We start from the raw sequence: 24,648 nt of genomic DNA, 5'->3' as shown, positions 1-24,648 counted from the left end.
CGGCCGCACTGGCACGGCACAGCTGCATCGATCTGCGTCGACCGCGCCACGGCCGCTTACTACTGTGGGATTGCAATCAGGACGGGCACGAACGGAAAGTGCACGTGAATGGGCATGCATGCGCAGGCGCAACACAGCTTTCGCAGGCACGCCTCATTGCACGCCTATCCGCTTAAAACCCGCTCGGCACCTCACGTTTGCGATCGTTCCCCGCCAGTGCTGCGTCCGGGCGATACGCACGCAGGAACAACGCCACCGCCCCGCTCACATACGCATCCAGCTGCACAGATTGCGCATCTGGCGCCTCGTCGCGCGTGGCAGCGGTGACCGGCGGCCCGGTCATCAATCCGAAGAAATGCACCGATGCGTCCGGCAGGTTGTCGATCACCAATGCGCCGCGCTGCACCTCGCGCGCCAGCAGCGTGCGCATCATGCTGTCGTAGCGTTCGAAGCCCAGCGTCCACATTTCATCGCGTATCTGGCGCGGCAACAGTGGCGGGCGTACCAGGCTATACGCGGCATCATCCCGCATGCTGCTGGCAAACACGCGCAGCACCGCATCCGCCACCGCAGCCAGGCGTTGCTCCAACGGCCCCTGCAACTCCAGCAAGGCAGTCCAGCGATTGGGTGAGGCATGCGCCAGCGCTTCCAGGGTGGTGCGGAACAGCACCTCCTTGGACGCAAAATGCGCATACACCGTGGCCTTGGACACCATCGCGCGCTCGGCGATGGTGTCCATGCTGGTCCTATCGAAGCCGTGCTGTTGAAACAGCGCGCGCGCCGCCGCCAGGATGGCACCACGTTTGTCGCGCGGGGCGCGCCTGTGTGCGACGGACGGCGCGTCGTCATCCACGCGGCGGCTCCGCTGCCGGGGTCGCAGCAGCCGTGGGCTCAGCCGTTTGCAGCCAGCCGCCACCCATGGCCTTGTAGAACGTCACCAGATTGGTCAAGCGCGACAGCTGGGTGTTGATCAAGGTTTGCTGCGCGCTATACAGCGAACGCTGCGCATCCAGCGCCTGCAGATAGCTATCGATGCCACGTTCGAAACGTGCCTGCGACAGCGTGTAGCTATCGGCAGTGGCCTCCACCAACGCCTGCTGGGCCTGCAACTGCCGGCCCAGCGTGTCGCGCTGCGCCAGCGCATCGGACACCTCGCCGAACGCGCTCTGGATCGACTTTTCATAGCGCGCCACGTCGATATCGCGGTTGGCCTTGGCCATGTCCAGATTGGCGCGGTTACGTCCGGCATTGAAGATTGGCAAGGTCAACGTGGGCACGAAGCTCCAGGCACGCGTGCCGGCATCGAACAGCTTGGACAGGCTGCTGCTGGACGAACCGGTGGATGCGGTGAGGCTGATACTGGGGAAGAACGCCGCGCGCGCCGCACCGATGTTGGCATTGGCCGCACGCAGGTTGCGCTCGGCCTCCAGAATGTCCGGGCGACGTTGCAGCAACTGCGACGGCAAGCCGGCCGGCACGCTGGCCAACACATTCCCCTCCACGCTCGCGTTGTCGGGCAATGCATGCGGCAGCACGTCCACCGGCAACTGCGTGCCAACCAGCAGCACCAGAGCGTTGCGATCCTGCGCCACCTGCGCGGTGTAGCGCTCGACATCCACGCGTGCGGTTTCCACCGTGGTCTGCGCCTGACGCAAGGTCAATTGCGAAGCCACGCCCAGTTCGAAGCTGCGCTGCTGCAGCCGATAACTGTCGCTCTGACTGGTCAAGGTGGACTGCGCCAGCTGCAGTAACTGCTGGTCCGCCGCCAATGTCAGATAGGCGGTGGCGACTTCTGCCACCAGACTGATGTGCGTACTGCGGCGTGCTTCAACAGTCGACAAGAACTGCTGCAGCGCCTGTTCCTTCAGGCTGCGCACGCGCCCGAACAGATCCAGCTCATAGGCACTGATGCCAATGTTGGCGCTGTAAGTACGAAACACCTGCGGTTGACCGGGAATCGCAAGCTCCGACGGTGTGCGCGAATTATTGGCGGTGCCGGTGCCATTGATCGCGGGCAGCAGCGCGGCGCGGTCCACCCGGTATTGCGCAAGTGCAACTTCGATATTGAGCGCGGCCACGCGCAGGTCGCGATTATTGTCCAACGCCAGCGCTATCACCTGCTGCAGCGCCGGGTCGGTGAAGACCTGGCGCCAGCCGATATCGGCGATGTATGGAGTTTCAGCAGTGCTACCGGCATCGGCAGCAGTGGCGGTGGCGGGTGCTGTCGACACATCGGTCCCGGCAAATTGCGTCGGCACCGGCGCATCGGGGCGCGTGTAGCGCGGCATCAGCGTGCAACCCGAGAGCACGCTGGCCACGGCAAGCGCGCAAAGTGTCATGCGAATCGAGGTCATGTCAGTGTCCTGTCGGCTGCGGTACGGGCGAAGCAGGCTGTGGACGGCGCTGGAACAGGCCGCAGACCAGCACGAAGAACAGCGGCACGAAGAAGATCGCCAGCACCGTGCCGGAGAGCATGCCGCCGATCACTGCCGTGCCCAATGCGTGCTGAGCGCCGGCGCCGGCACCGCTGGTCAACACCAGCGGCACCACGCCGAGGATGAAGGCCAACGAGGTCATCAGGATCGGCCGCAAGCGCATGCGCGCCGCTTCCAGTGCAGCAGCCACCAGGCTCTTGCCGCCCTCGTGCAATTCCCTCGCAAACTCCACGATCAGAATCGCGTTCTTCGATGCCAGACCAATGGTGGTGAGCAGGCCCACCTGGAAGTACACGTCATTCATTTTCCAGGTCAGCATCGCCGCCAGCAACGTGCCGAACACGCCCAACGGCACCACCAAGATCACCGAGAACGGGATTGCCCAGCTTTCGTACAAGGCGGCCAGACACAGGAATACGATCAGGATCGAGACGCTGTACAACAGCCCGGTCTGACCGGACGAGGCTTTTTCCTGCCGCGACAATCCGGTCCACTCGAAGCCAATCCCGGGCGGCAACTTGGCAGCTGCGGCTTCGACGATCTGCATCGCCTCGCCACTGGAGGCCGCACCTGGCAACGCCATGCCCAAGATTTCCACCGACGGCACGCTGTTGTAACGCTCCAGACGCGGTGACCCGGACTGCCAGCGTGCGGTGGCGAAGGCGTTGAACGGCACCATGGTGCCGGCGCTGTTGCGCACGAACCAGCGGTCGATGTCGCGCGGATTCATACGGTATGGCGCATCGGCCTGCAGCATCACCTTCTTGACGCGCCCCTTGTCGATGAAGTCGTTGACGTAGGTACTGCCCCACGCGCTGGAGAACGTGTTGTTGATGTCGGAGATCGACACGCCCATCGCCTGCGCTTTATGCGGGTCGATTTCCAGCTTGAACTCGGGGGTGTCTTCCTGCCCGTTCGGGCGCACCGCAACCAGCCGCTTGTCTTGCGACAGTTCGGCCAGCAGTTGATCGCGCGCCTGCATCAAGGCTGCATGACCCAGATTGGCACGGTCCTGCAACATCAGATCGAAGCCGGTGGCATTGCCCAACTCCGACACGGCCGGCGGTGCGAATGCGAATACCCGGGCATCGCGGATGCCGGCGAAAAATGCGCTCGCCTTGGCCGCCACCTCGGTGACGCTCTGCCCCTTGCCGGTACGCTCATCCCACGGGCGCAACTTGACGAATGCCAGGCCGGTATTCTGGCCGCTACCGGCGAAACTGAAACCCGTGACCGCAAAGATGCCGGCTACCGAGTCTTTCTGATCGACCATGAAGTGGTGCTCCACCTGCTTGAGCACATCGCTGGTGCGCGCATTCGTGGCGCCGGGCGGCAACTGCACCAGCACGAACAGCGTGCCCTGGTCCTCGTCCGGCAGGAAACCCACCGGCAGCTTCATGAAGCCGAACACCACCAACGCCAGCAACACCGCGTAGGCCAGCATGTAGCGCCAGCCCTTGCCCAGCATGTGCCGCACCACGCCCTGGTAGCCGGTGTTGCCGCGATCGAACAGGCGGTTGAACCAACCGAAGAACCCGGTGGTCGCCAGGCCCTGGCCCTTGTGCGCAGGCTTGAGCAAGGTGGCGCACAAGGCCGGAGTGAGGATCATCGCCACCAGCACCGACAAGGTCATTGCCGACACAATGGTGATCGAGAACTGCCGGTAAATCACACCGGTCGAACCGGAGAAGAACGCCATCGGCACGAACACCGCCGCCAGCACCAACGCCACGCCAATCAGCGCGCCAGAGATCTGGTCCATCGATTTACGCGTGGCTTCCTTGGGCGACAACTGTTCCTCGCCCATCACGCGTTCGACGTTTTCCACCACCACGATCGCATCGTCCACCAGCAAGCCGATCGCCAGCACCATCGCGAACATGGTCAAGGTATTAATGGTGAAACCAAAGGCCGCAAGCACACCGAACGTGCCCAGTAACACCACCGGCACCGCAATGGTCGGGATCAACGTGGCGCGGAAGTTCTGCAGGAACAGATACATCACCAAAAACACCAGCACCACTGCTTCCACCAGCGTGTGTACCACCTGCTCGATGGAGATGCGCACGAATGGTGTGGTGTCGTACGGCTTTTGCACCTTCATGCCGGGCGGGAAAAACTTCTCTTGTTCTTCCAGGCTTTTATCGATCGCGCGTACCGTGTCCAGCGCATTGGCACCGGTCGCCAGCTTGATCGCCAGACCGGCCGCCGGCTTGCCGTTGTAGCGGCCAACCGTGTTGTAGCTTTCGCTGCCGAGCTCCATCCGCGCCACATCGCGCAAGCGCACCTGCGAGCCATCGGCCTGCGTGCGCAACAGGATATTTTCGAACTCTTCAGCCGTTTTTAGCCGTGTCTGCGCGGTGATGGTGGCATTGAGCTGCTGGTTGGCCACCGCCGGCAAGGCACCCAACTGGCCGGCCGAAATCTGCGCGTTCTGCGCCTGGATCGCGGTGCGCACATCCACCGGGGTCAGGCTGAAGTTGTTCAACTTGTTCGGGTCCATCCATACCCGCATCGCGTATTGCGAACCGAACAGCGTGGTGTCGCCCACGCCTTCGACGCGGCTGATGGTTTCCTGCACGTTGGCCGCCACGTAATCGGACAGGTCCGAGTCACTCATGCTGCCGTCTTCCGACGTAAAGGCCAGCACGTTGAGGAAGTTGGTGGCCGACTTGGTCACCGTGACGCCTTGCTGCTGCACTTCTTGCGGCAACAACGGCGTGGCCAGCGACAACTTGTTCTGCACCTGCACCTGCGCGGTGTCCGGGTCGGTGCCGTTTTCGAAGGTCAGGGTAATGGTCACCGCACCGCTGGATTCGCTGGTGGAGGCCATGTAGCTGAGGTGATCCAGCCCCTTCATCTTCTGCTCGATGACCTGGGTGACCGTGTCTTCCAGCGTCTGCGCCGAAGCGCCCGGGTAGTTGGCGGTGATGGCGACGGCGGGCGGTGCGATGCTGGGGTATTGCGCAATCGGCAAGGTGGCGATGGACAGGATGCCGGCCAGCATCACGATGATGGCCAACACCCAGGCGAAGATCGGACGATCGATAAAGAAACGTGCCATGACGTGTGATCCCGCCTCAGTTGGCCGCACGCGGTGCGGTCGGGGCGGAAGGACCGGCAGGATTGCCGGCGGCGGGTGTGGCCTTGGGCTGCCATGGCACGGTCTTGACCACGATGCCAGCGCGCGCGCGACACGCCTTCGACCACCAATTGATCGCCGGGCGTCAGGCCGCTGCGCACCAGCCATTGGTCGCCCACCTCGCGGTCGGTGTCCAGCACGCGCAGCTGCAGCTTGTGGTCGGCACCGACGACAAACGCCGTGGGCTTGCCCGCACCGTTACGTGACACCGCCTGCTGCGGCACCAGCACGCCCTGCTCCTTGACGCCTTCTTGCAACACCGCGCGCACGTACATGCCCGGCAATAGCTCGGCGTTCGGGTTGGGGAAGACGGCGCGCAGGGTGATCGAGCCGGTGTTCTGGTCGACGGTGACGTCCGAGAACGCCAGGTGCCCTTGCAGCGGATAGGTGCTGCCGTCCTCCAGTCGCAGCGACACCTTGGCCGCGCCGTCGCCGGCCTGTTCCAGATCGCCGCGCGCCATCGCCTGCCGCAGGCGCAACACCGCACTGCTGGGCTGGGTGACGTCGATATAGATCGGGTCCAACTGCTGGATGGTAGTCAGCGCAGTGGCCTGGTTGGCGGTTACCAGCGCACCCGGCGTCACGCTGGAGCGGCCGATGCGGCCGGAGATCGGGGCGTCCAGCCGGGCGAACGCCAGGTTGATGCGTGCGGTTTCCACGCTGGCCTTGCCGGCCGCCACGTCGGCCTTGGCCTGGCCCAGCGCGGCATCGGTGTCGTCGCCTTCCTGTTGGCTGATTGCCTTGATCTGCGCCAGTTCCTTGTAGCGCTCGGCCTTGAGTTGCGCGGTGCGCAGGGTCGCCTCAGCCTTGGCCAGGGTGGCCTGCGCGCTGGCATTGCTGGCGCGGTACTGGGCCGGATCGATCTGGTAAAGGGTTTGCCCTGCCCTGACGTCGCCACCTTCGGTGAACTGACGCGATTGGATGATTCCCCCGACTTGCGGGCGAATTTCGGCGATCAGGTACGGAACGGTGCGCCCTGGCAATTCAGTGGTCAGCGTCACCGGTTGCTGCTTGACGGTCAGCACGCCCATTTCCGGGGTGCCTTCCTGTGGCGGCGGGCCTCCCGGCGGACTGCCGCAGGCGCTGAGCAGAGCGGTGGCGGCAACGGCAACAGCAAGCAACGACAGGCGAAACGAGGCATGAGAACGCACGGGCAGGTCTCCGACGGAGTGTGATGGATAATCTAAACGGTACGGTTTGGTATCCTAATAAGCGCACCTGTAGCCGTCAAGCATTTCTGCCCTGTCGGTATACTTATGAATTATTGGGAGAATCTGATGCGGGTCAGAACCGAAGAAAAGCGCGACGCCATCGTTCAGGCGGCTAGCGAGGTATTCCTTGAGCTGGGCTTTGAAGGCGCGTCCATGTCGCAGATCGCTGCCCGCGTGGGCGGCTCCAAGCGCACGCTCTATGGCTATTTTCCGTCGAAGGAAGAGCTGTTCGTCGCCGTTGCCAAGGACATGTCAGACCGTTATTTCGACCCGTTGCTGCATGCGCTCTCGCACCGCAGCGGCCCCCTCGATGAGACCTTGCAGCGCTTCGGCGAGGATGTGCTCACGTTCCTGTGCGCCCCGACCAACATCACCAGCTGGCAAACCATCATCGGTGTGTCCGGCAGATCGACGGTCGGCGCGCTGTACTTCAGCGCCGGCCAACAGGACGGTATCAAGCGCTTCGCTGACTACCTGCAGGCACAAGTGGACTGCGGCCTGCTCCACTGCGACGACACCCACCTTGCCGCCCACCAGTACGCAGCCTTGCTTGAATCCGAAACGCTGATGCCCTGCCTGTTTGGCGCACTCAAAGACCCCACGCCCGAGTTCCTGCGCGAAGCGACGCAGCGTGCGGTGCAGATGTTTATGGCGGCGTATGGCCGCAAGGCAGGGGACAGGGCGTGATACCGTTTGTGCCTGTGCTGCATCGCAGTGCGTGTCTACGCCAAGCAGTGCCGGACGCAGGCGCTAAGCAAGCAATCGGCGTGATGTCTAACGCTGCGTCGCCGCACCGCTGGCTTGAGTACCGCAGGGCGTCATCACTGCATTGCTGAACCACACAGTGGTGCGGCGCTCTGCAGGCAGATCAGTAAGGCATGCGATGCAGCGACTCAACAACGCTGCGACAACGCTTGAGCACGTTGCAATCGCACACGTGCTGCACCCGGGCATTGCGCCAGGAGCACGACGAAAAGGCCGCGCTCTGCGCGCGACCTCGTGGCTGATTACTCCGCCACCGCACACTTCGCACACAAGCCATGCACTTCCAGCGTCTGCGCCTGAGGCTGGAAGCCCAGCGCCTTGGCGCGGGCTTCCAGTTGCGACACGACGTCGCGGTCTTCCAGTTCCACCGCGCTATGGCAGCGGTCGCAGATCAGGAACGGCACCGAGTGCTGGGCGCTATTGGGGTGGTGGCAGGCAACGAAGGCGTTGACCGATTCGAGCTTGTGCACGAATCCATTGGCCATCAGGAAATCCAGTGCGCGGTACACCGTGGGCGGGGCATCGGCGCCGACGCCCTTGCCTTCGCGTACCCAGTCCAGCAATTCGTAGGCCTTGACCGGTTTGCCGGCGTCGGCGATCAGCCGCAGCACGTTGGCGCGGATGGGCGTCAGCCGCAGGCCGCGTTCGCTGCAGGCACGCTCTACCGCGCGCACGAAGCCGTTGGCGTCGTCGACGTGGTGATGCGGTGCGGTGCAGGCGGGGTCTTGTGCGTGGGTGTGCTTGGTCATACAGGCTCCGGCGTCAGGCCGCTCCAATCTTGATGAGTGCCGCATCGATGCGTTTCAAGGCACCCTCGCGTCCGGCCAGGTACACCGTTTGCGAAATGTCCGGGCTGACCTGCGTACCAGTGATGGCCACGCGTAGCGGCTGGGCGACCTTGCCCATGCCCAGTTCCAGGGCGGCAGCGGCATCGTGCAGGGCGGCCGAGACGCTCTCCACGCTCCACGCATCCACTGCCGCCAGCAGCTCGCGCGCCTTGCCCAGCGGCACCTCGGCCCCCAACTTGAGGTGCTTCATCACTGCCGCTTCGTCGTAGGTTTCCAGCGGCTGGTACCAGACCACGGCCTTTTCGGCCATTTCCTTCAAGGTGTGCACGCGCTCGCGCAATGCCACTACCACGTCGGCGGCAGCCGGACCGGCAGCGAGATCCACACCGAGCTTGGCGAGCTGATATTCCAGCTGCGGGGCGATGCTGGCCGGGTCGTCGGTCTTCAGATAATGCTGATTGACCCAGCCGAGCTTGGCCATGTCCAGGCGCGCGGCCTTGGAATTGACGTCCTTGACGTCGAACAGGCCCAGCAATTCCTGCGCTGTGAAGAGTTCCTGGTCGCCATGCGACCAGCCCAGGCGTGCCAGGTAATTGATCAACGCGTGCGGCAGATAGCCGGCGTCCTTGTACTGCATGACGTCGGCCGCGCCAGTGCGCTTGGACAGCTTGGCGCCCTGCTCGTCCAGGATCATCGGCATGTGCGCGAACTTGGGCACCGGTGCGCCCAGCGCTTCATAGATATTGATCTGGCGCGGGGTGTTGTTGATGTGGTCGTCGCCGCGGATCACCTCGGTGATGCCCATGTCCCAGTCGTCCACCACGACCGCGAAGTTGTAGGTGGGGAAGCCGTCCGGGCGGAAGATCACCATGTCGTCGAGCTCGCTGTTGGCGATCTCGATGCGGCCCTTGATCAGGTCGTCGAACACCACCGTGCCGCCGATGGGATTCTTGAAGCGAATGACGCGATTGGGGTCGTCGCGATACGGCAGGTTCTGCTCGCGGGCGGCGCCGTTGTAACGCGGCTTTTCCTGCTTGGCCATGGCGGCCTCGCGCATGGCGTCGAGCTCTTCGCGGGTTTCATAGGCGTAATACGCCTTGCCCTGCGCGAGCAGCTGCTCGGCGACTTCTTGATAGCGGGCTACGCGCTGGGTCTGGTAGATCGGACCTTCGTCGTAGCCCAGGCCCAGCCACTCCATCGCTTCCAGGATGGCGTCGATGGCCGCCTGGGTGCTCCGTTCGCGGTCGGTGTCTTCGATACGCAGCACGAACTGCCCGCCACGGTGGCGCGCCTCCAGCCAGCAGTAAAGGGCGGTACGGGCGCCGCCGATGTGCAGGTAACCAGTAGGGCTGGGGGCAAAACGGGTGCGGCAGGCCATGGAGCGCTCGACAAAACGGGAGTCCGCCGATTTTACCTTGCGCGGCAAGGCCCTGCCCGGTCCCTGGCTCAACGGTTGCGCAGCAGGTCGCCGTACACCACGCAATCGCCGGCGCTGCGGGCCGAACCGGGGGCGTCGTACAGCACCAGCCAGGTGGGGATCTTGCCGGCCAGTTGCTTGGGCAGGTTGCAGATGGCCTCGGCACGGTCGCTGTCCTTGCCGTGTGGCAGCACCGCAGATTCCAGCAGATCATGCTGGAAACGCACCGGCGCCTGGTTGGCGGCCAGCACGGTGCGCGCATCCGGCCATTTGAACAGGCGGATCTCGCCGTTCAACACCATTGTCGGCCCGGCCAGCAGGTACAGATCGTCGCCGGAATAATGCAGATCGCGAATTCCCAACCCGCCCAGTTGCAGGAAGTGTTTCCGCAACAGCGTGCCGTCCTCGTCCAGCGGTGCCAGGCGCAAGTGGTCGCCATGGGCTTCCACCTGGATCTCCAGCAGTGCGGACCAGCCGCGCAGCACCGGCCCGCGCAGGCCCAGCAATAAGCGCTGGCCATCGACCACGATGCCTTCGATATCGAAGCCGTTGTCCTTGCCTGGAATCTTCAGGAACGGGCCGAAATGCGGGTCGTCGGCCAGCAGATCGGTGAGCTGGTTGTGCTTGGCATCGCCCTTGAGGCGACGTGCCCGGCGGCCGTCGGCGGCTTCGCGTACCAGTTGCGGGGTGCCATCGTCCGCATATTCGATCGGCAGGCAGGCCAGCAGACGGCGGTTGCCGTCGAGCTTCAATTTCGTCAGGCGTTTGGCGTTTTCGGCGTCGTCGCGGCCAGGCTTGGCGTTCTTGCGCTTGCTGCCGTGCGAGCCGATGACCCATAGACATCCGTCCGACAGGCCCATGCCTTCCAGGTCGGCTTCCTCGCCGTCTTCACCCGGCAGGTCGAGCAGGTCAGCCAACGGGAAGCTCTGCCCTTGGCCGAAGCGCAGCGTCTCGCGCTGTACCGGATCGAGCTTGCGCAGCCGGTCGACCGCGCAGGCTTCGTCGCCGGCCACCCACAGCCAGTCGTCGGTGAAGGCGGCGCCGGATAGATTGCTGTGCACCAGCGCACCGGGCGCAAATTCGAGCCGGACGCTATGTGGAATCAGGGTTTTCTTGGCCATGGGAACTGTAGGCGATGGATCAACCGAACGCGGCCAGCTTGGCACGCGCGACATCGGCCGCCAACTGCCCCGGCCAATCGCGGTCATTGGCCACTTGCGCCTGCGCGCGGCTGGCCTCGAACGCAGCGAAGTCCAGCTCGGCCAGTGCCCATACCGTCTCGCCCTGGGTCTGCGCCAACACGCCATCGGCGGGAAAGCCGACATCCATCGGTGCAAACACCGCTGCCTCGCCGGTATTGATGTCCAACGCGGGGCTCCAGAGCGCTTGCCCTGCGGTGACCGATTGCGCGACAAACACGCGGTTTTCCAGCGCGCGCGCCAGGCAGCCGATGCGTACGCGCATGGCACCGGCCGCGGTGTCGGTGCAACTGGGCACGATCAACAAGCGCGCGCCGGCCTCGTATTGCGCACGCACCGGCAAAGGGAACTCGCTGTCGTAGCAGATCGCAATTGCCGCGCGGATGCCGTCGAGTTCGAACACCTTCAGTTCGTCGCCCGGCTCGATCAGCCCGGTGGCCTTTTCGAAGCCGGTGAGCTGCAACTTGTCCTGCCAGCCGTGCAGGCCCTCAGGCGTCAACCAGTCGCTGCGATTGCGGTAGCGACCTTGCCCCAGATCCAGCAGAAAGCTGCCGGCAATCAGATGCAGCTGATGTTCCTGCGCCAACCCGGCAAACAGCTCCAGCCATTGCCCACGCAGCGCCTGGATGGCCGCCAGCGATTCGGGCAGGCCGGCAGAAATAGGCGTGTCGAACGTCGCGCCCAGCTCCAGCGATAGATATTCGGGCAACACCACCACCCGCGCACCGGCAGCTGCGGCCTCGCCGATCAGGGCCGACTGGCGCGCAGCAAACGCGGCGAAATCGACGGGCTTGCCGATGGGGTATTTGGCGACAGCGATTTTCATCTGGTGGCCTTTGGGTTACTGGGTCGAGGTGGCGAAGGAATCAAACCGGCTAGCGAACGCATAGTGCAGTTGCCTTGCAAACTGCTCGCGCCGTTGTGTGAGTCGCTGTCAGGCGGTGGCCGCGCTCACTGCGGTAACGCACGTGTCCACACAGCCAAGCTGTGGTCGATCTCCCCATGTTGCAACTCTGCCCATTCCAGATGCACCCGCATGCCGGGCTGCGGGGCGTAGCCACGCTTGCGCCAGAACACGTCATTGGCGCGGTAATCGGCTGGCTTGCGCGGATCGTCGGGCGCGCGTTCCACCGAACAGAACGCCGCAAGTGCAAAGCGTCCCAGCGCGCGTGCGTGCGCTTCGCGCTGGTCGAAAAATGCGTGACCGATGCCCTGCCCGCGATAGGCCTGCAGCAATACCGATTCGCCGAAATAAAACACGCTGACCGGGTCGATGCCGGCAGCGCGAAACGGTGCATGGAAGGCGGCGCTATCGTCGAGCAAGGGCAACCCGGTGGATGCACCGATCACCGCATCGCCATCGCGTGCCAGCACGAAAACGCTCTCTGGCGATGCCGCATAGGCTGCAAGATACTCGCGTTCGTACCTGGCATCGCCTTCGTACAGATACGGCCACGCACGGAACACCGCGATGCGCAGCTGCGCCACCGCATCCAGATACGGCAGCACATCGGTGCCGCGCACCGTCTCCACACTCAAGGAGGAACCAGTCATGCCGGCCATGGTAAGCCAGCCTGGCGCGGCTGCAACGCCACCGGTCAACGCAGCCAACGACCATGGTTCCAAATGCCGGCCTCGGGCTGCTGCCATAACAACCATACCGCTGCTTCTTCGGTGCCCAGCAACACCCCGAGTAGCGCATCGGTGCTGCGTGCCCAGTAGCTGCCATTGCTCAGCCTCTGCCACGGCCCGTAGCTGCGCGTGCGTGTGCTGCCGGGCGACGTGTGGCGTTGCAGTGCTGCCTGCAAAAACACATGTCCGCCGGTGCGTAACTGCTGCGCGGTGCGTGCATGCATCTGCAGACCCACCACGCCGTGGCGCCCATCGCGATTCAGCGGCAAGGCCGACAGCGCCGAGCCTTCCCAGGATTGCGGCAGCGCTGCGGGAAGCAGCGCCACCGTATCGATACCGGCGGGCAGCAAACGCTGCGCCCGCCGGTGGAACTGTGCATGCGCCGTCATGCCGGCCTCAGCGCAGGCTATTGCCAAGCTCGTACCAATCGAGCTTGCGGGTCACCCACATGATGCTGGCCAGGATACCGAACAACAGCAACGAGCCCATCAGCAGCGCGTTGTCTTCGGAGATCAACAGGCTGTAGAGCACCGCATACAAGGCGGTGAGCATCACCGAAAAGCCCGCCGCACGGACCCAACTGCGCAAGACGCCCGAGAGATAAAAGAACTGCAAGCCGATACACGCCGCCGCGGAGATCAGATAGGCCTGCCAGAACGCGATGTGCTCGGAAAGGCTGAGCAGCAGCAGGAAGAAGATCGCCAATGCCAGGCCCACCAACAGGTACTGCAAGGGATGAATCGGCAAACGTTTGATCAACTCGAACAGCACAAACGCCACAAAGGTCAGCACCACAAACAGGATGCCGTATTTGCTGGCGCGATCGGCCTGGGTATACACGTCCACCGGATCAACCAGACGTACTTCCAGCGTATCCAGCGACGTATGGCTGGACTGCAACTGCGCCTGCGCACCGGTGGCCAACGACGACAGCGACCAACTCGCATCGAAGCCCTTCGGCCCGATGCTCGGTGCATTCGGCAGGAAGCGTCCGCCAAAGGACGGGTGCTGCCAGGTGGAGCGCAACGCAATCTCGTTGTTGTCGGCAATCGGCGCGATCGCCAGCCGGCGCGTGCCATCCAGCACGAACTGCATGTCTACCCTGTTGCCGTCCTGTAGCCGGCCTGCGACCGGGTCAGCCAGCGGGCCAAGTTTGGCGTGGATGCCCGCCGATCGATCAGCCAATGCACCCGCACCGCTTTCCAGTGCAAGCGCACGGCCATCCACCTGCAAACGCGGCGTGCCGACCAACCCACGCACGTCGGAAATACCGATCGCAAGATGTGGCTGACCATACACACGGGTCGGCTCGGCCGCGTAGTCGAAGGGATCGTATTCCGCGTGCAGGGTCGCTTTCCAGGAGTACACCTGCACCCGGTACAGGCCCACCTCTCTTACCGAGGGCACCATCTCGCCGCTGAGTTTCAGGCTGCGCGGTGTTTGCAGCAGCGTCCCTTCGCGCTTGCGCCAGACCTTGCGCTGGTTGCCCTGCTCGTCCGGCTCGGTGACCTGCACATCTTCGATATACGGCAGCACCCGCACAGGCGCGATGAATTGCTGCTCGCCGGCCTTGCTCTGCGCCACCCGCTCCACGGCCTCGTCGCGGTAGCGCGCTCGGTCCTGCACCGCGCCACGGATCAGCAATAACGGAATGAGCAACAGCAGGATCAGCCCGCCAATGGTGGCGAACCGCAATAACAGTTTCAGGGATTTCATCGGCCATCCTCATCTTGGGAGGTGACCAGGTTGCGACGCGCCGGTGTTGGGGGTTTGAGGCGAATTTGAAGCGAATGTGAAGTGGGCGACCCGGATGCCTGCCGGCCTGGACTGTGACGCAAGGAGGAAATGCAGGTGTCAGATTCCAAAAGTGCGCTACATGCCCAAACCAGACTTCCGTTCGATCGGCATCGCTTCGCATTGCCGCCGCACGCACCGTCGCCATGGGTAACGATGCACGGGCAGTTGCGCACTCCTGAACCGCCCCTTACTCGTTGATTACCGCTTTCCAGTTCCGCAGTTCTTCAATGACTTTTTTACCGCGTGCGCTGCATCAGCGCCATCGCGGCTGCATACCTGCTGGGCTGTGGTTTTAGAACTGCGCACAACTGCATTCCTCTTCGCCTGGAGTCTGCTCTGCATGAACACGCAACGTTCGCTTGCCCTTTGCCTGCTGGCCACCCTGAGCCTGACCACTGCCGCCGCACAGGCGGCAGTCCACGGAATGGGACTGAAACCGTCGTCATTGGTGCAGCCGGTCACCCCGTTGTTCGGTACAGAAAGCGTTAGCAAACCACTGCCTGCCAGTGTCGACCTGACTGCGTGGGCGATCACGCCGGGCGACCAGGGCCAAGTAGGATCATGTGCGTCATGGGCAACCGCGCATACCTTGACCGGTTGGTACGCCAACGCCAACAAACAGGCACAGACACGCTTTGCCCCGATGTATCTGTATAGCCAGGTCAACGACGGCGTCGATGAAGGCTCTACTCTGGAAGCGCCAATGGAGGTCGCGCTGGCGCAGGGTATCGACACCGAGCAGCATTATTCGTGGGGCAACTACGACTGGAAAGACCAACCCACCGCTGCCGACAAGGCCAACGCCACCAAGAACCCGACGCCGTATCGCAAGTACACCGTGTTGTATTCGTCGGGCAACGGGAATGGGGGACGCGCCTTGATCGAACAGATCAAGCTCGCCCTCGCCTCTTCCACGCCGGTGGCGATCGGCTTCTATGTGCGCCGGGGCTTTGACGACTTGACGCCCAAGAATCAGGTCGATTACGACATCAAGACGCCGATTCTGGGCGGGCATGCCGTCGTCGCGCTGGGCTACGACAGTCAAGGATTGATCGTGGAAAACAGCTGGGGCACCGAGTGGGGCAACAAGGGCTTCGGCAAACTGTCCTGGTCGGTGGTCGCCAAAGACGTCATCGTCGCCGACGTGGTGCATTAGACAGCGCGGCCACGCGCCGTGCGCTGCGATTGACGCGGGCGCGGCATGTGCTCTGGCGCATGCCGCAGCCTCGAACGCACGGCGGCCACCGGCGGTAGCCAACCGCTACAAGTGCCTGCCCGGCGACTCAGCCGATCGGCAGGCGCAACACCGCAATCGCACCGCCACCGTCGCGATTGCCCAGCGTCACGTCCCCGCCATGCAGGCGCGCAACCTCACGTACGAAGGGCAGACCAAGACCGGAACTGCGCTGGCCGGTCTGCGGGCGTGCCAGGGAATAGAAGCGCTCGAAGACGCGCTCGATCGCATAATCCGGCACGCCGCTGCCGCGGTCTTCGACCGCCAACTCCCAATGTTCATCGCGCAGCTGCGCATGCAGGCGCACACGCCTGTCCTGCGGCGAAAACCCGATGGCGTTTTCCAGCAGATTGACCAACGCTTGACGCAGCAAGAAGCCATCACCGAGTACCTGACCGCCTAACGTCGCAGCGCTTACATCGACCTCCAACATCACACCGGCCGCCGCTGCGCGCAGCGACACCGCGTCTGCTGCGGCCTGCAGCAGCCCACCAAGACCGATGCGTTCGCGCGTCTGCAACCAGCCATGCTGCTCCACTTCGGCCAGCGCCAGCAGCTTGTCGATGGTTTCGGTGAGCCGTTGCTCCTGCGCGCGGATACTGGCCACGAAATGCTGGCGATCGGCTTCCGGCAGTGGCTCGGTCAGCAGCTCCGATGCACCGCGAATCGCCGCCAGCGGGCTTTTCATTTCGTGCGTCAGCGACTGCACGTATTGCTCCACGTAAGCCTTGCCTTCCAGCTTGCGACGCATGGATTCCAGCGCCTGGCCCAGATCGCCGATTTCATCGCCACGCGGTTTGGGTGGCGGCACCGGGATGCCGGCGCTCACCGCCTGCGCATAGCGATTGAGCCTGCCGATGCCGCGCATCAACCACCAGGTCATCAAAATACCGATCAACGCAGAAATGCCGATCAGCCAGGCGCCGCGTTGCAGGATGTTGCGCTGGCTGGCTTCGATAAACGGGTCGATGCTGCGATTGGGCTGCGCCAGGGTCAGCACGCCGATCAGCGTCTTCGGGTCGGCCGGTGCGTAGATCGGCGCGGCCACGTGCATCACCGTTGCGGTGGGGTCGCCATCGATTTCCGGGCTGGAACGTGCGCCGTACTCGCCGCGCAAGGTGCGGTACACATCGTTCCAGCGCGAATTGTCGCGACCGACGTCGCGGCCCAACGAATCGAACACCACCACCCCGCGCGCATCGGTCACGGTGACGCGGTAATCCACATTGTTCTTGCGAAAGCGCCATACCCGCGCCTTGGGATCGCGCTGCTGCGCCCTGGCCACGTTGCGCGCGAAGCTCCCATCGGCAAGCGTGCCGGCAGCCAGTTCGCTGCTGGCGATTTCCGCCAGCACATTGGCCGCATCCACTAGGGTGGATTCCATTGCCTGGCGCACGCCTGGCTTGACCTCGTTGACGAACACGCGCATCACGAAAAACGCGGCCAGGCCCACGATCAGGAAGAACCCCAGAAACAGCTTGAGACCGAGCCGCATGTCAGTGCGTGGCCTCGCCCAGGTCGCCAAGCGCGGCTGACAACACGTCGCGAACAGTCGTTGGGCGGGGATGGGCAGCGCACTCAGAACCGCAGTGACGCGTGGTCCATGCCGATGCCGAGCACCGGCCGCGCCTGCCTGGCGGATGCGCCGTCGGTTTGTTCGCCGATCTCAACATGCCTACACCTCCAGCGCGTAACCAAGGCCACGGTGGGTGCGGATCGGATCGGCCGGTACGCCAGCCAGGCGCAACTTGCCGCGGAGCGTCTTGATGTGGGTGTCGACGGTGCGGTCGGCACTGTCGGCGCTGGCGTCCCAGCCGCGGTCCATCAGCTGCGCACGGCTCAGGATCGCGCCAGGACGCTGCAGCAATGCCGCCAGCAGCGCGTATTCGTAGCGGGTCAGCGGCAGCAACGTCTCGCCGTAGCGGATGCGGCTGCCGTCGCGGTCGATGGCAAATGCGCCGTGCGGCTGCCAGCCCGATTCGACCACCCCGCCCGCGTTGCGTCGGCGCAGGCGCGCGCGCACCCGCGCCACCAGTTCGCGTGGCGAAAACGGCTTGGCCATGTAGTCGTCGGCGCCTAATTCCAGCCCGAGCACGCGGTCGATTTCGTCGTTGCGCGCGGTCAGAAAAATCACCGGCACCTCGCTGAAATTGCGCAGCGTGCGGCAGACCTCGAAACCGTTGATGTCCGGCAGGCCCACATCGAGCACCACCACATCGGCCGGATCGGCGCGCAGCCGCGCCAGCGCATCGCGACCCAGCAGGCAGTGCTCGGGTGCATAGCCCTCGCTGCGCAGCGCGTAGAGCACAGTATCGGCAATGGCGGCTTCGTCTTCGACGACGAGCACGCGGGCAGGAGACTCGGACATGCCGCGCAGCATAACGGCATGCGGGCACCGCCTACAGGCCGAGGTGTTCCGCGAACGGCGCGCAACATCCCGATGCCGCCACAGTGCGTCTGCGTCGGCCCACCCTGCGACGAGCCGCAACAAACCCTGCCGCAGCCTCTACACTGCCGCGATGAACTATCGCCACGCCTTCCATGCCGGCAACCACGCCGACGTGCTCAAGCACATCGCCCTGCTTGCCCTGATCGACACCCTCAAGCGTAAGGACACCCCGTTCTTCGTGCTCGATACCCACGCCGGGCGCGGGCGCTACCAACTCGGTGGCGAAGAGAGCCGCAAGACCAACGAAGCCGATGCCGGCGTCATGCGGCTGATGGCCGAAGCGACCTTGCCAGAGGTGGTTGAGCGCTACCTGCGCGCGGTGCAGGCCGACAACCAGTCCGTCGCCCGCCCGGCTACGCCCGGCCAGAAGCCCACGCGCACCACGGCCGGCATTCAGCTCAATTACTACCCCGGCTCGCCGCTGCTGGCCGCGCAGGCGCTGCGCGAGCAGGACCGCATGGCATTCTGCGAACTGCAGCCGGACGAAGCCGACGCCCTTAAGGGCTTATTCGCCAGGGACAGCCGGGTGCGCGTGCATGCCGGCGACGGCTATGCCGCGATCCGCGCCTTCCTGCCGCCGCGGGCGGGCGAGACCAAGATCGGCCGCGGGCTGGTGCTGATCGACCCGCCGTACGAATCGCAGGACGCCGAGTACCAGCAGATCATCCACAGCGTGCGCGAGGCGCTGGCGCGCTGGCCGCAGGCGATCTGCATGGTGTGGTACCCGATCAAGCTGCGCCGCAGCCTGCAGCCCTTCATGCGCAAAGCCGCCACGCTGCCGGCCAAGTCGGTGCTGGTCGCCGAGTTGCAGGTGCGCCCGGATGACTCGCCACTGCGCCTGACCGGCAGCGGGCTGCTGATCGTCAATGCCCCTTGGCAGTTCGACCAGGTGCTGGCACCCGCGTTGCCGGTCCTCAAGCAGCATCTCGGCGAGCCCGGCGCCTCGACCCGGCTGGAGTGGCTGCGCCAGGACGGCTGAGTCGGTATACCCGCAGCACACCCGTCGCTGCGGGTGTGCTGCGGGTACGCAGGTGTTTCCGGTGCACCGGCGCAGTGCGTTGGGCCGCGCGCTTGGTTGCTGGCATGCCGTTGCTGCACGCCCCGTCAGCGCAGTGTTCACAACCGGGCGCTGCACTCAAGGCCGCGCGTGCGGAAGGCCACGCCTCGTTTCAAATGTCTGCCGGCCAGGCCGCGCGTTGGTGATTCCTCGGCCATGCTGCGCTGCCCCACGCTCACGACCGGCTCACGGCTCCGCTCGTTACAGTTGCGTGGGAAGCACTGCCATCTCCAGTCGGCCCCCGGCAGCACACCGGATTCATTCACGGTTGCGCGCCGGGCTGGTGCCAGAATCTTCCGATCTTTAAGGAACACCGGTCATGGCCATTCGCAATCGCATGCCTCCCTGGCATGAAAACTTCAGCCTGCCCAATGGCCGCATCCTTCTGCTCCGCCCGATCCGTCCCGAGGATGGTCCGCCGCTGCAGGGGGCTTTCAGCCTGTTGGGACCGGAGGAAATTCGCGCGCGCTTCGTGCGCTCCTCCGCCGAAATCACCCCGGAGATGGTGCAGCGCCTGACCCACCCCAACCCCAAGAGCGAGATCGTGCTGGTCGCCGCCGAGCAATTGCCACCGGGCGAAGCGCTGGTGGGTGCAGTCGCCCGCGCAGCGCTGGTGCCAGGCACCCGCCAGGCCGAATACACCATCCTGGTCAGCAGCTTCGTCGCCGGCCAGGGACTGGGGCGGCAGTTGATGCGCAAGTTGGTCAAATGGGCGCGGCGCAAATATCTGGATTGTCTGTTCGGCGATGTACTGCAGAGCAACCTGCCGATGCTGCAGCTGGCCGAGTCGCTGGGCTTCAAACCGCAGGCGCACCCGGATTCGCCGGAGCTGGTACGGATGGTGCTGGAGCTGGATGCCTGAGTTGCCGGGATGGGGAATTCGGGATGTGGGATTCCAAACAGCGGCTTGGCGCGTGGTTTGCTGCGTTCCCTGCCCGCTCGCCATTGCAGGACTCACTGTAAGTACGTCCTTCTAAGTGCAATGAGCCGCTCTCGTCTGGCAGACAGCCCACCCTATTAGCGCGGTGTCCTCACCGCTGCGGGACCGTTGGCGGCATGGATGCCGCCAACGCGCCCCCATGGACGGGTTCACGGCGTGTCCCGTGAGCGGCGAGAGCCGCGTAGTCGACACGCAGCGCGGCGTCTGACTTCCAGACTCCGCACGGGTTACGTCGATAGCCCCTTGTGCGCCCTGCCGCGCGCGCGCCCGGCGCCGCCGTTCACATCAGATGGACCGGCCACGGCAGGGGCTCTGATAAAATTATGGGCTGATGCCGTCGCCTACCTTCCCCTCCCCGCCGCTGCCCAAGTCTGGCCAGCTCCGCGCCTACTGGCGCGCTCCGTCCTCTCCGACTGCGCTGGCGTGGTCGATTGCGCGGGCAGCCGAGGCGCATGCCGGCCCGCTGCTGGTGATCGCACGCGATAACCAGAGCGCACACCAGATCGAAGCCGATCTGCATGCCTTGCTTGGCGAACATTCTGCGCTGCCGGTGGTGCCATTTCCGGATTGGGAAACCCTGCCCTACGACCAGTTCAGTCCGCACCCCGAAATCATCAGCCAACGCCTGGCCGCCCTGCACCGCCTGCCCGGCCTGACCCGCGGCGTGGTAATCGTGCCGGTGCAGACCTTGCTGCAGCAGCTGGCGCCACTGAGTTACATCGTCGGCGGCAGTTTCGATCTCACCGTCGGCCAACGGCTGGATCTGGATGCGGAAAAACGCCGCCTGGAAAGCGCTGGCTATCGCAATGTGCCGCAGGTGATGGACCCGGGCGATTTTGCCGTGCGCGGCGGCCTGCTCGATGTCTTCCCGATGGGCGCGGACACACCCTTGCGCGTCGAGTTGCTGGATGAGGATATCGACTCGATCCGCGTGTTCGACCCCGAATCGCAGCGCTCGCTCGACAAGGTGGACGCGGTCAAGATGCTGCCCGGCCGCGAAGTGCCGATGGACGATGCCAGCGTGGAGCGCGTGCTGGCCTGCCTGCGCGAACGCTTCGACGTGGATACCCGGCGCAGCGCGCTGTACCAGGATCTCAAATCCGGACTGGCGCCATCGGGCATCGAGTATTACCTGCCGATGTTCTTCAGCAAGACCGCCACCTTGTTCGATTATCTGGACAAGCGCGTGTTGCCGCTGGTCGCCATCGGCGTCTCCAACGCGGCAGACACGTTCTGGGCGCAGGCGCAGGACCGCTACGAGCAACGCCGCCACGATGTGGAGCGCCCGCTGCTGCCGCCGGACGCGTTGTACCAATCGCCAGACGCGCTGCGCGAGCGGCTCAACAAGATGGCGCGCATCGAAGTCTGGGCCAGCGACCATCCGCGCATCGACGAGGCCGCCGCCCTGGGCGACCAGCCGTTGCCGCCGCTGCCGGTGGCGGCAAAAGACGCCCCGGCCGGCCAGGCGTTGGCCGCGTTCCTGGGCCATTACCCCGGCCGCGTGCTGGTGGCCGCCGATACCGCCGGCCGGCGCGAAGCCTTGATGGAAGTGCTCGCCGCCGCGCAATTGAAGCCTGAGGTGGTCACCGACGTGCCCGCGTTCCTGGCGGGCAAGCTGCGCTTCGGCATTACGGTGGCGCCGCTCGAAGACGGCTTTGCGCTGGATCAACCGCAGATTGCGCTGCTCACCGAGCGCCAACTGTTCCCGGAGCGCGCCAATCAGCCGCGCCGCACGCGCCGGGTCGGACGCGAGCCGGAAGCGATCATCCGCGACCTGGGCGAGTTGTCCGAAGGCGCGCCGATCGTGCACGAAGACCACGGTGTGGGCCGCTACCGCGGCCTGATCGTGCTCGACGCCGGCGGCATGCCCGGCGAGTTCCTGGAAATCGAATACGCCAAGGGCGACCGGTTGTATGTGCCGGTGGCGCAGCTGCACCTGATCAGCCGTTACTCGGGCGCCTCGGCCGAAACTGCGCCGTTGCATTCGCTGGGCGGTGAGCAATGGACCAAGGCAAAACGCAAGGCGGCCGAGAAGGTCCGCGATGTCGCTGCCGAACTGCTGGAAATCCAGGCACGTCGACGCGCGCGTGCGGGCCTGGCGCTGCAAGTGGACCGGGCGATGTACGAACCGTTTGCGGCAGGGTTCCCGTTCGAAGAGACCGGTGACCAGCTCGCTGCGATCGATGCAACCCTGCGCGACCTGGGCAGCAGCCAACCAATGGACCGTGTGGTCTGCGGCGACGTCGGCTTCGGCAAAACCGAAGTGGCGGTGCGCGCAGCGTTCGCTGCCGCCAGCGCCGGCAAGCAGGTCGCGGTGCTGGTGCCCACCACGCTGCTGGCCGAACAGCATTACCGCAATTTCCGCGACCGTTTCGCCGATTACCCGATGAAGGTGGAAGTGCTGTCGCGCTTCAAGAGCACCAAGGAAATCAAGGCCGAACTGGAGAAGGTCGCCAGCGGCGATATCGACGTGATCATCGGCACGCATCGTCTGCTGCAGCCGGACGTGAAGTTCAAGGATCTCGGGCTGGTCGTCGTCGACGAAGAACAACGCTTCGGCGTGCGGCAGAAAGAAGCGCTCAAGGCGATGCGCGCCAACGTGCATCTGCTCACGCTCACCGCCACACCGATTCCGCGCACGCTCAATATGGCCATGGCCGGCCTGCGCGATCTGTCGATCATTGCCACCCCGCCGCCAAACCGCCTGGCGGTGCAGACCTTCATTACTGCCTGGGACAACACGCTGCTGCGCGAAGCCTTCCAGCGCGAACTCAGCCGCGGTGGTCAGCTGTATTTCCTGCATAACGATGTGGAAAGCATCGTGCGCATGCAGCGCGATCTTTCGGAACTGGTGCCGGAAGCGCGCATCGGCATTGCGCATGGGCAGATGCCCGAGCGCGAGCTGGAACGGGTGATGCTGGATTTCCAGAAGCAGCGCTTCAATGTGCTGCTGTCGACCACGATCATCGAATCGGGCATCGACATTCCCAACGCCAACACCATCATCATCAATCGTGCCGATCGATTTGGATTGGCGCAGTTGCATCAGTTGCGCGGCCGCGTCGGTCGCTCGCATCACCGCGCCTACGCGTACCTGGTGGTGCCGGACCGCCGTTCGATGACCTCCGATGCAGAAAAGCGCCTGGAGGCGATCGCTTCGATGGACGAGCTCGGCGCCGGCTTTACCTTGGCAACGCACGATCTGGAAATCCGCGGTGCCGGCGAATTGTTGGGCGAAGACCAGAGCGGGCAGATGGCCGAAGTCGGTTTCAGCCTCTATACCGAGCTACTTGAGCGCGCGGTGCGCAGCATCCGCCAGGGCAAGCTGCCCGACCTGGATGCCGGCGAAGAAGCGCGCGGCGCCGAGGTGGAGCTGCACGTGGCCTCGCTGATTCCCGAGGATTATCTGCCCGACGTGCATACGCGCCTGACGCTGTACAAACGCATTTCCAGCGCGCGCAATCCCGAGGCGCTGCGCGAATTGCAGGTGGAGATGATCGACCGCTTCGGCTTGCTGCCAGACCCGGTCAAGCACCTGTTCGCGATTGCCGAGCTCAAGCTGCAAGCGAACGCGTTGGGCGTGCGCAAGCTGGATCTGGGCGAAAACGGTGGGCGGCTGGTATTCGAAGCCAAGCCAGCGATCGATCCGATGACCATCATCCAGATGATCCAGAAGCAGCCGAAGATCTACACCATGGACGGCCCGGACAAACTGCGCATCAAGCTGCCGCTGCCCGAAGGTGCGGATCGCTTCAATGCCGCACGCGGTTTGCTGGCTGCGCTGGCACCAGGCTGAAGCGCAGCGCCGCGTTTGACGGCGTTGCAACAGACTCGACAACACCCCACGCCGTGCAGGCAAGCAAGCGCCACCCACTGCATGACGTGCGTGCGCGACATTTCCGATATCACGCCGACCTGCATCACCCGCAACGGGCTCGCACCCCTTGCCCTTGCTCGGTGCGCACCGCTCTACCGTGTTTGAGACACGCGTGTCTTGTCCCGGCACTGCCCCGGACAACCGCCTTATGAGCCTGCTTTCGACAAACCTGAGCAGTTAATTCAAAAACTGCTGAGGATTTCGCATTTCCGTCATTCGGCTGAATTTGCCCTAAATATTCCAGCCAGGCGCCGATACCTGCATAGACCGGCATGACTCTGCGTGCAGGGCAATCCCACGCAGTTCCATGCCACCGCGCCCTTCTCCCCGCGTCATCGCACCCACCGTGCGCCATCGCCCGAGGCACCAATGAACACTCCGTCTCCCGATCTGCCCGCGCCGTTGACGCTTGCCCTTGAGGGCGAGATGACCATTCGTCGCGCTGCCGAACTCAAGCCGCTGTTGCAGCCGGCGTTGGCGCATCCGGGCGGCGTGCATCTGGATCTGGCGGCGGTGAGCGAAATCGACACCACCGGCTTGCAGTTGTTACTGGCCACCAAGCAGGCGATCCAGGCCGATGGACGGCCGTTTTCGCTGACCGATTCCAGCCGTGCGGTGGTCGATGTGATCGAGCTGCTCGGCCTGCTCGAAGCGCTGTACCCGCATGCGGTTGCCGGTCTTGGCGAACACATTCACTAACGGACC

18 protein-coding genes, 1 other RNA gene and 1 pseudogene are annotated in these 24,648 nt (G+C 64.4%); 6 read left to right on the top strand and 14 right to left on the bottom strand.

Annotation, left to right across the window (positions count from 1 at the left end):
• Nucleotides 1-172: 172 nt before the first annotated feature.
• The 4 genes and pseudogenes from M0D43_RS18635 to M0D43_RS18620 form a co-directional block, all read right to left on the bottom strand.
• The gene (locus M0D43_RS18635; RefSeq protein WP_252162551.1) at nt 173-853 is read right to left on the bottom strand and encodes a TetR/AcrR family transcriptional regulator; all 681 of its coding nucleotides are present in this window, start codon (nt 851-853) and stop codon (nt 173-175) included.
• The gene (locus tag M0D43_RS18630) at nt 846-2,354 is read right to left on the bottom strand and encodes an efflux transporter outer membrane subunit (protein ID WP_252162550.1); all 1,509 of its coding nucleotides are present in this window, start codon (nt 2,352-2,354) and stop codon (nt 846-848) included. Before M0D43_RS18630 ends, M0D43_RS18635 begins: the two co-directional genes overlap by 8 nt.
• A 1-nt stretch (nt 2,355) precedes the next feature.
• Nucleotides 2,356-5,499, bottom strand: coding sequence for an efflux RND transporter permease subunit (locus M0D43_RS18625; RefSeq protein ID WP_252162549.1), 3,144 nt, complete (start codon nt 5,497-5,499; stop codon nt 2,356-2,358).
• A gap of 16 nt (nt 5,500-5,515) precedes the next feature.
• Nucleotides 5,516-6,728 (bottom strand): annotated as a pseudogene (locus tag M0D43_RS18620) (efflux RND transporter periplasmic adaptor subunit).
• A gap of 105 nt (nt 6,729-6,833) precedes the next feature.
• On the opposite strand from M0D43_RS18620, the gene M0D43_RS18615 reads away from it, so the two are divergent.
• Nucleotides 6,834-7,475: a TetR/AcrR family transcriptional regulator gene (locus M0D43_RS18615; protein WP_252162547.1), complete on the top strand. Its 642-nt coding sequence runs from the start codon at nt 6,834-6,836 to the stop codon at nt 7,473-7,475.
• Nucleotides 7,476-7,795: 320 nt separating this feature from the next.
• Here M0D43_RS18615 and M0D43_RS18610 read toward each other — a convergent pair whose 3' ends face one another.
• From M0D43_RS18610 to creD, 7 genes are all read right to left on the bottom strand, one after another.
• On the bottom strand, nt 7,796-8,302 hold the full coding sequence (locus tag M0D43_RS18610; protein ID WP_252162546.1) for a transcriptional repressor: 507 nt from the start codon (nt 8,300-8,302) through the stop codon (nt 7,796-7,798).
• Between the two features lie 13 nt (nt 8,303-8,315).
• Nucleotides 8,316-9,719, bottom strand: coding sequence for a glutamate--tRNA ligase (gltX, locus tag M0D43_RS18605; RefSeq protein WP_260807449.1), 1,404 nt, complete (start codon nt 9,717-9,719; stop codon nt 8,316-8,318).
• Nucleotides 9,720-9,787: 68 nt separating this feature from the next.
• The gene (locus tag M0D43_RS18600; RefSeq protein WP_252162544.1) at nt 9,788-10,879 is read right to left on the bottom strand and encodes a DUF3616 domain-containing protein; all 1,092 of its coding nucleotides are present in this window, start codon (nt 10,877-10,879) and stop codon (nt 9,788-9,790) included.
• A 19-nt stretch (nt 10,880-10,898) separates the two neighbouring features.
• Nucleotides 10,899-11,783: a carbon-nitrogen hydrolase family protein gene (locus M0D43_RS18595; RefSeq protein WP_252162543.1), complete on the bottom strand. Its 885-nt coding sequence runs from the start codon at nt 11,781-11,783 to the stop codon at nt 10,899-10,901.
• Between the two features lie 125 nt (nt 11,784-11,908).
• Entirely contained in the window at nt 11,909-12,559 is a 651-nt protein-coding gene (locus tag M0D43_RS18590; RefSeq protein ID WP_252165123.1) for a GNAT family N-acetyltransferase, read from the bottom strand.
• Nucleotides 12,556-12,978: a hypothetical protein gene (locus M0D43_RS18585; RefSeq protein WP_252162542.1), complete on the bottom strand. Its 423-nt coding sequence runs from the start codon at nt 12,976-12,978 to the stop codon at nt 12,556-12,558. The genes M0D43_RS18590 and M0D43_RS18585 overlap by 4 nt, the downstream gene beginning before the upstream one ends.
• Before the next feature lie 7 nt (nt 12,979-12,985).
• Entirely contained in the window at nt 12,986-14,305 is a 1,320-nt protein-coding gene (gene creD / locus M0D43_RS18580) for a cell envelope integrity protein CreD (protein ID WP_252162541.1), read from the bottom strand.
• A 421-nt stretch (nt 14,306-14,726) separates the two neighbouring features.
• On the opposite strand from creD, the gene M0D43_RS18575 reads away from it, so the two are divergent.
• Nucleotides 14,727-15,542 (top strand): diffusible signal factor-reguated C1 family cysteine protease, encoded by an 816-nt coding sequence (locus M0D43_RS18575; protein WP_252162540.1) that lies wholly within the window; start codon nt 14,727-14,729, stop codon nt 15,540-15,542.
• 127 nt (nt 15,543-15,669) lie between these two features.
• Here the strand turns inward: M0D43_RS18575 and creC are convergent, their stop codons facing one another.
• From creC to creB, 3 genes are all read right to left on the bottom strand, one after another.
• Complete coding sequence (gene creC, locus M0D43_RS18570) at nt 15,670-17,115, bottom strand: two-component system sensor histidine kinase CreC (RefSeq protein WP_252162539.1); 1,446 nt, start codon at nt 17,113-17,115, stop codon at nt 15,670-15,672.
• 34 nt (nt 17,116-17,149) lie between these two features.
• A non-coding RNA gene (locus tag M0D43_RS18565) (sX9 sRNA) lies at nt 17,150-17,225 on the bottom strand.
• A gap of 70 nt (nt 17,226-17,295) precedes the next feature.
• Nucleotides 17,296-18,000, bottom strand: a complete 705-nt coding sequence (gene creB / locus M0D43_RS18560; RefSeq protein ID WP_252162538.1) for a two-component system response regulator CreB — start codon at nt 17,998-18,000, stop codon at nt 17,296-17,298.
• Nucleotides 18,001-18,139: 139 nt separating this feature from the next.
• On the opposite strand from creB, the gene M0D43_RS18555 reads away from it, so the two are divergent.
• The 4 genes from M0D43_RS18555 to M0D43_RS18540 all read left to right on the top strand — a co-directional run bounded on the left by M0D43_RS18555 (nt 18,140) and on the right by M0D43_RS18540 (nt 24,642).
• Nucleotides 18,140-19,048: a 23S rRNA (adenine(2030)-N(6))-methyltransferase RlmJ gene (locus M0D43_RS18555; RefSeq protein ID WP_101361564.1), complete on the top strand. Its 909-nt coding sequence runs from the start codon at nt 18,140-18,142 to the stop codon at nt 19,046-19,048.
• Nucleotides 19,049-19,445: 397 nt separating this feature from the next.
• Complete coding sequence (locus M0D43_RS18550; RefSeq protein ID WP_252162537.1) at nt 19,446-19,988, top strand: GNAT family N-acetyltransferase; 543 nt, start codon at nt 19,446-19,448, stop codon at nt 19,986-19,988.
• 409 nt (nt 19,989-20,397) lie between these two features.
• Nucleotides 20,398-23,862: a transcription-repair coupling factor gene (gene mfd, locus M0D43_RS18545; RefSeq protein WP_252162536.1), complete on the top strand. Its 3,465-nt coding sequence runs from the start codon at nt 20,398-20,400 to the stop codon at nt 23,860-23,862.
• A 450-nt stretch (nt 23,863-24,312) separates the two neighbouring features.
• Nucleotides 24,313-24,642, top strand: a complete 330-nt coding sequence (locus M0D43_RS18540; RefSeq protein WP_055849799.1) for an STAS domain-containing protein — start codon at nt 24,313-24,315, stop codon at nt 24,640-24,642.
• Nucleotides 24,643-24,648: the final 6 nt, after the last annotated feature.

Origin of the sequence: Xanthomonas prunicola (assembly GCF_025266575.1) — a bacterium.
Classification (GTDB): domain Bacteria; phylum Pseudomonadota; class Gammaproteobacteria; order Xanthomonadales; family Xanthomonadaceae; genus Xanthomonas; species Xanthomonas prunicola.
Note: the sequence above shows the minus strand (reverse complement) of the source record. Positions and strands in the feature narration are given on the sequence as shown.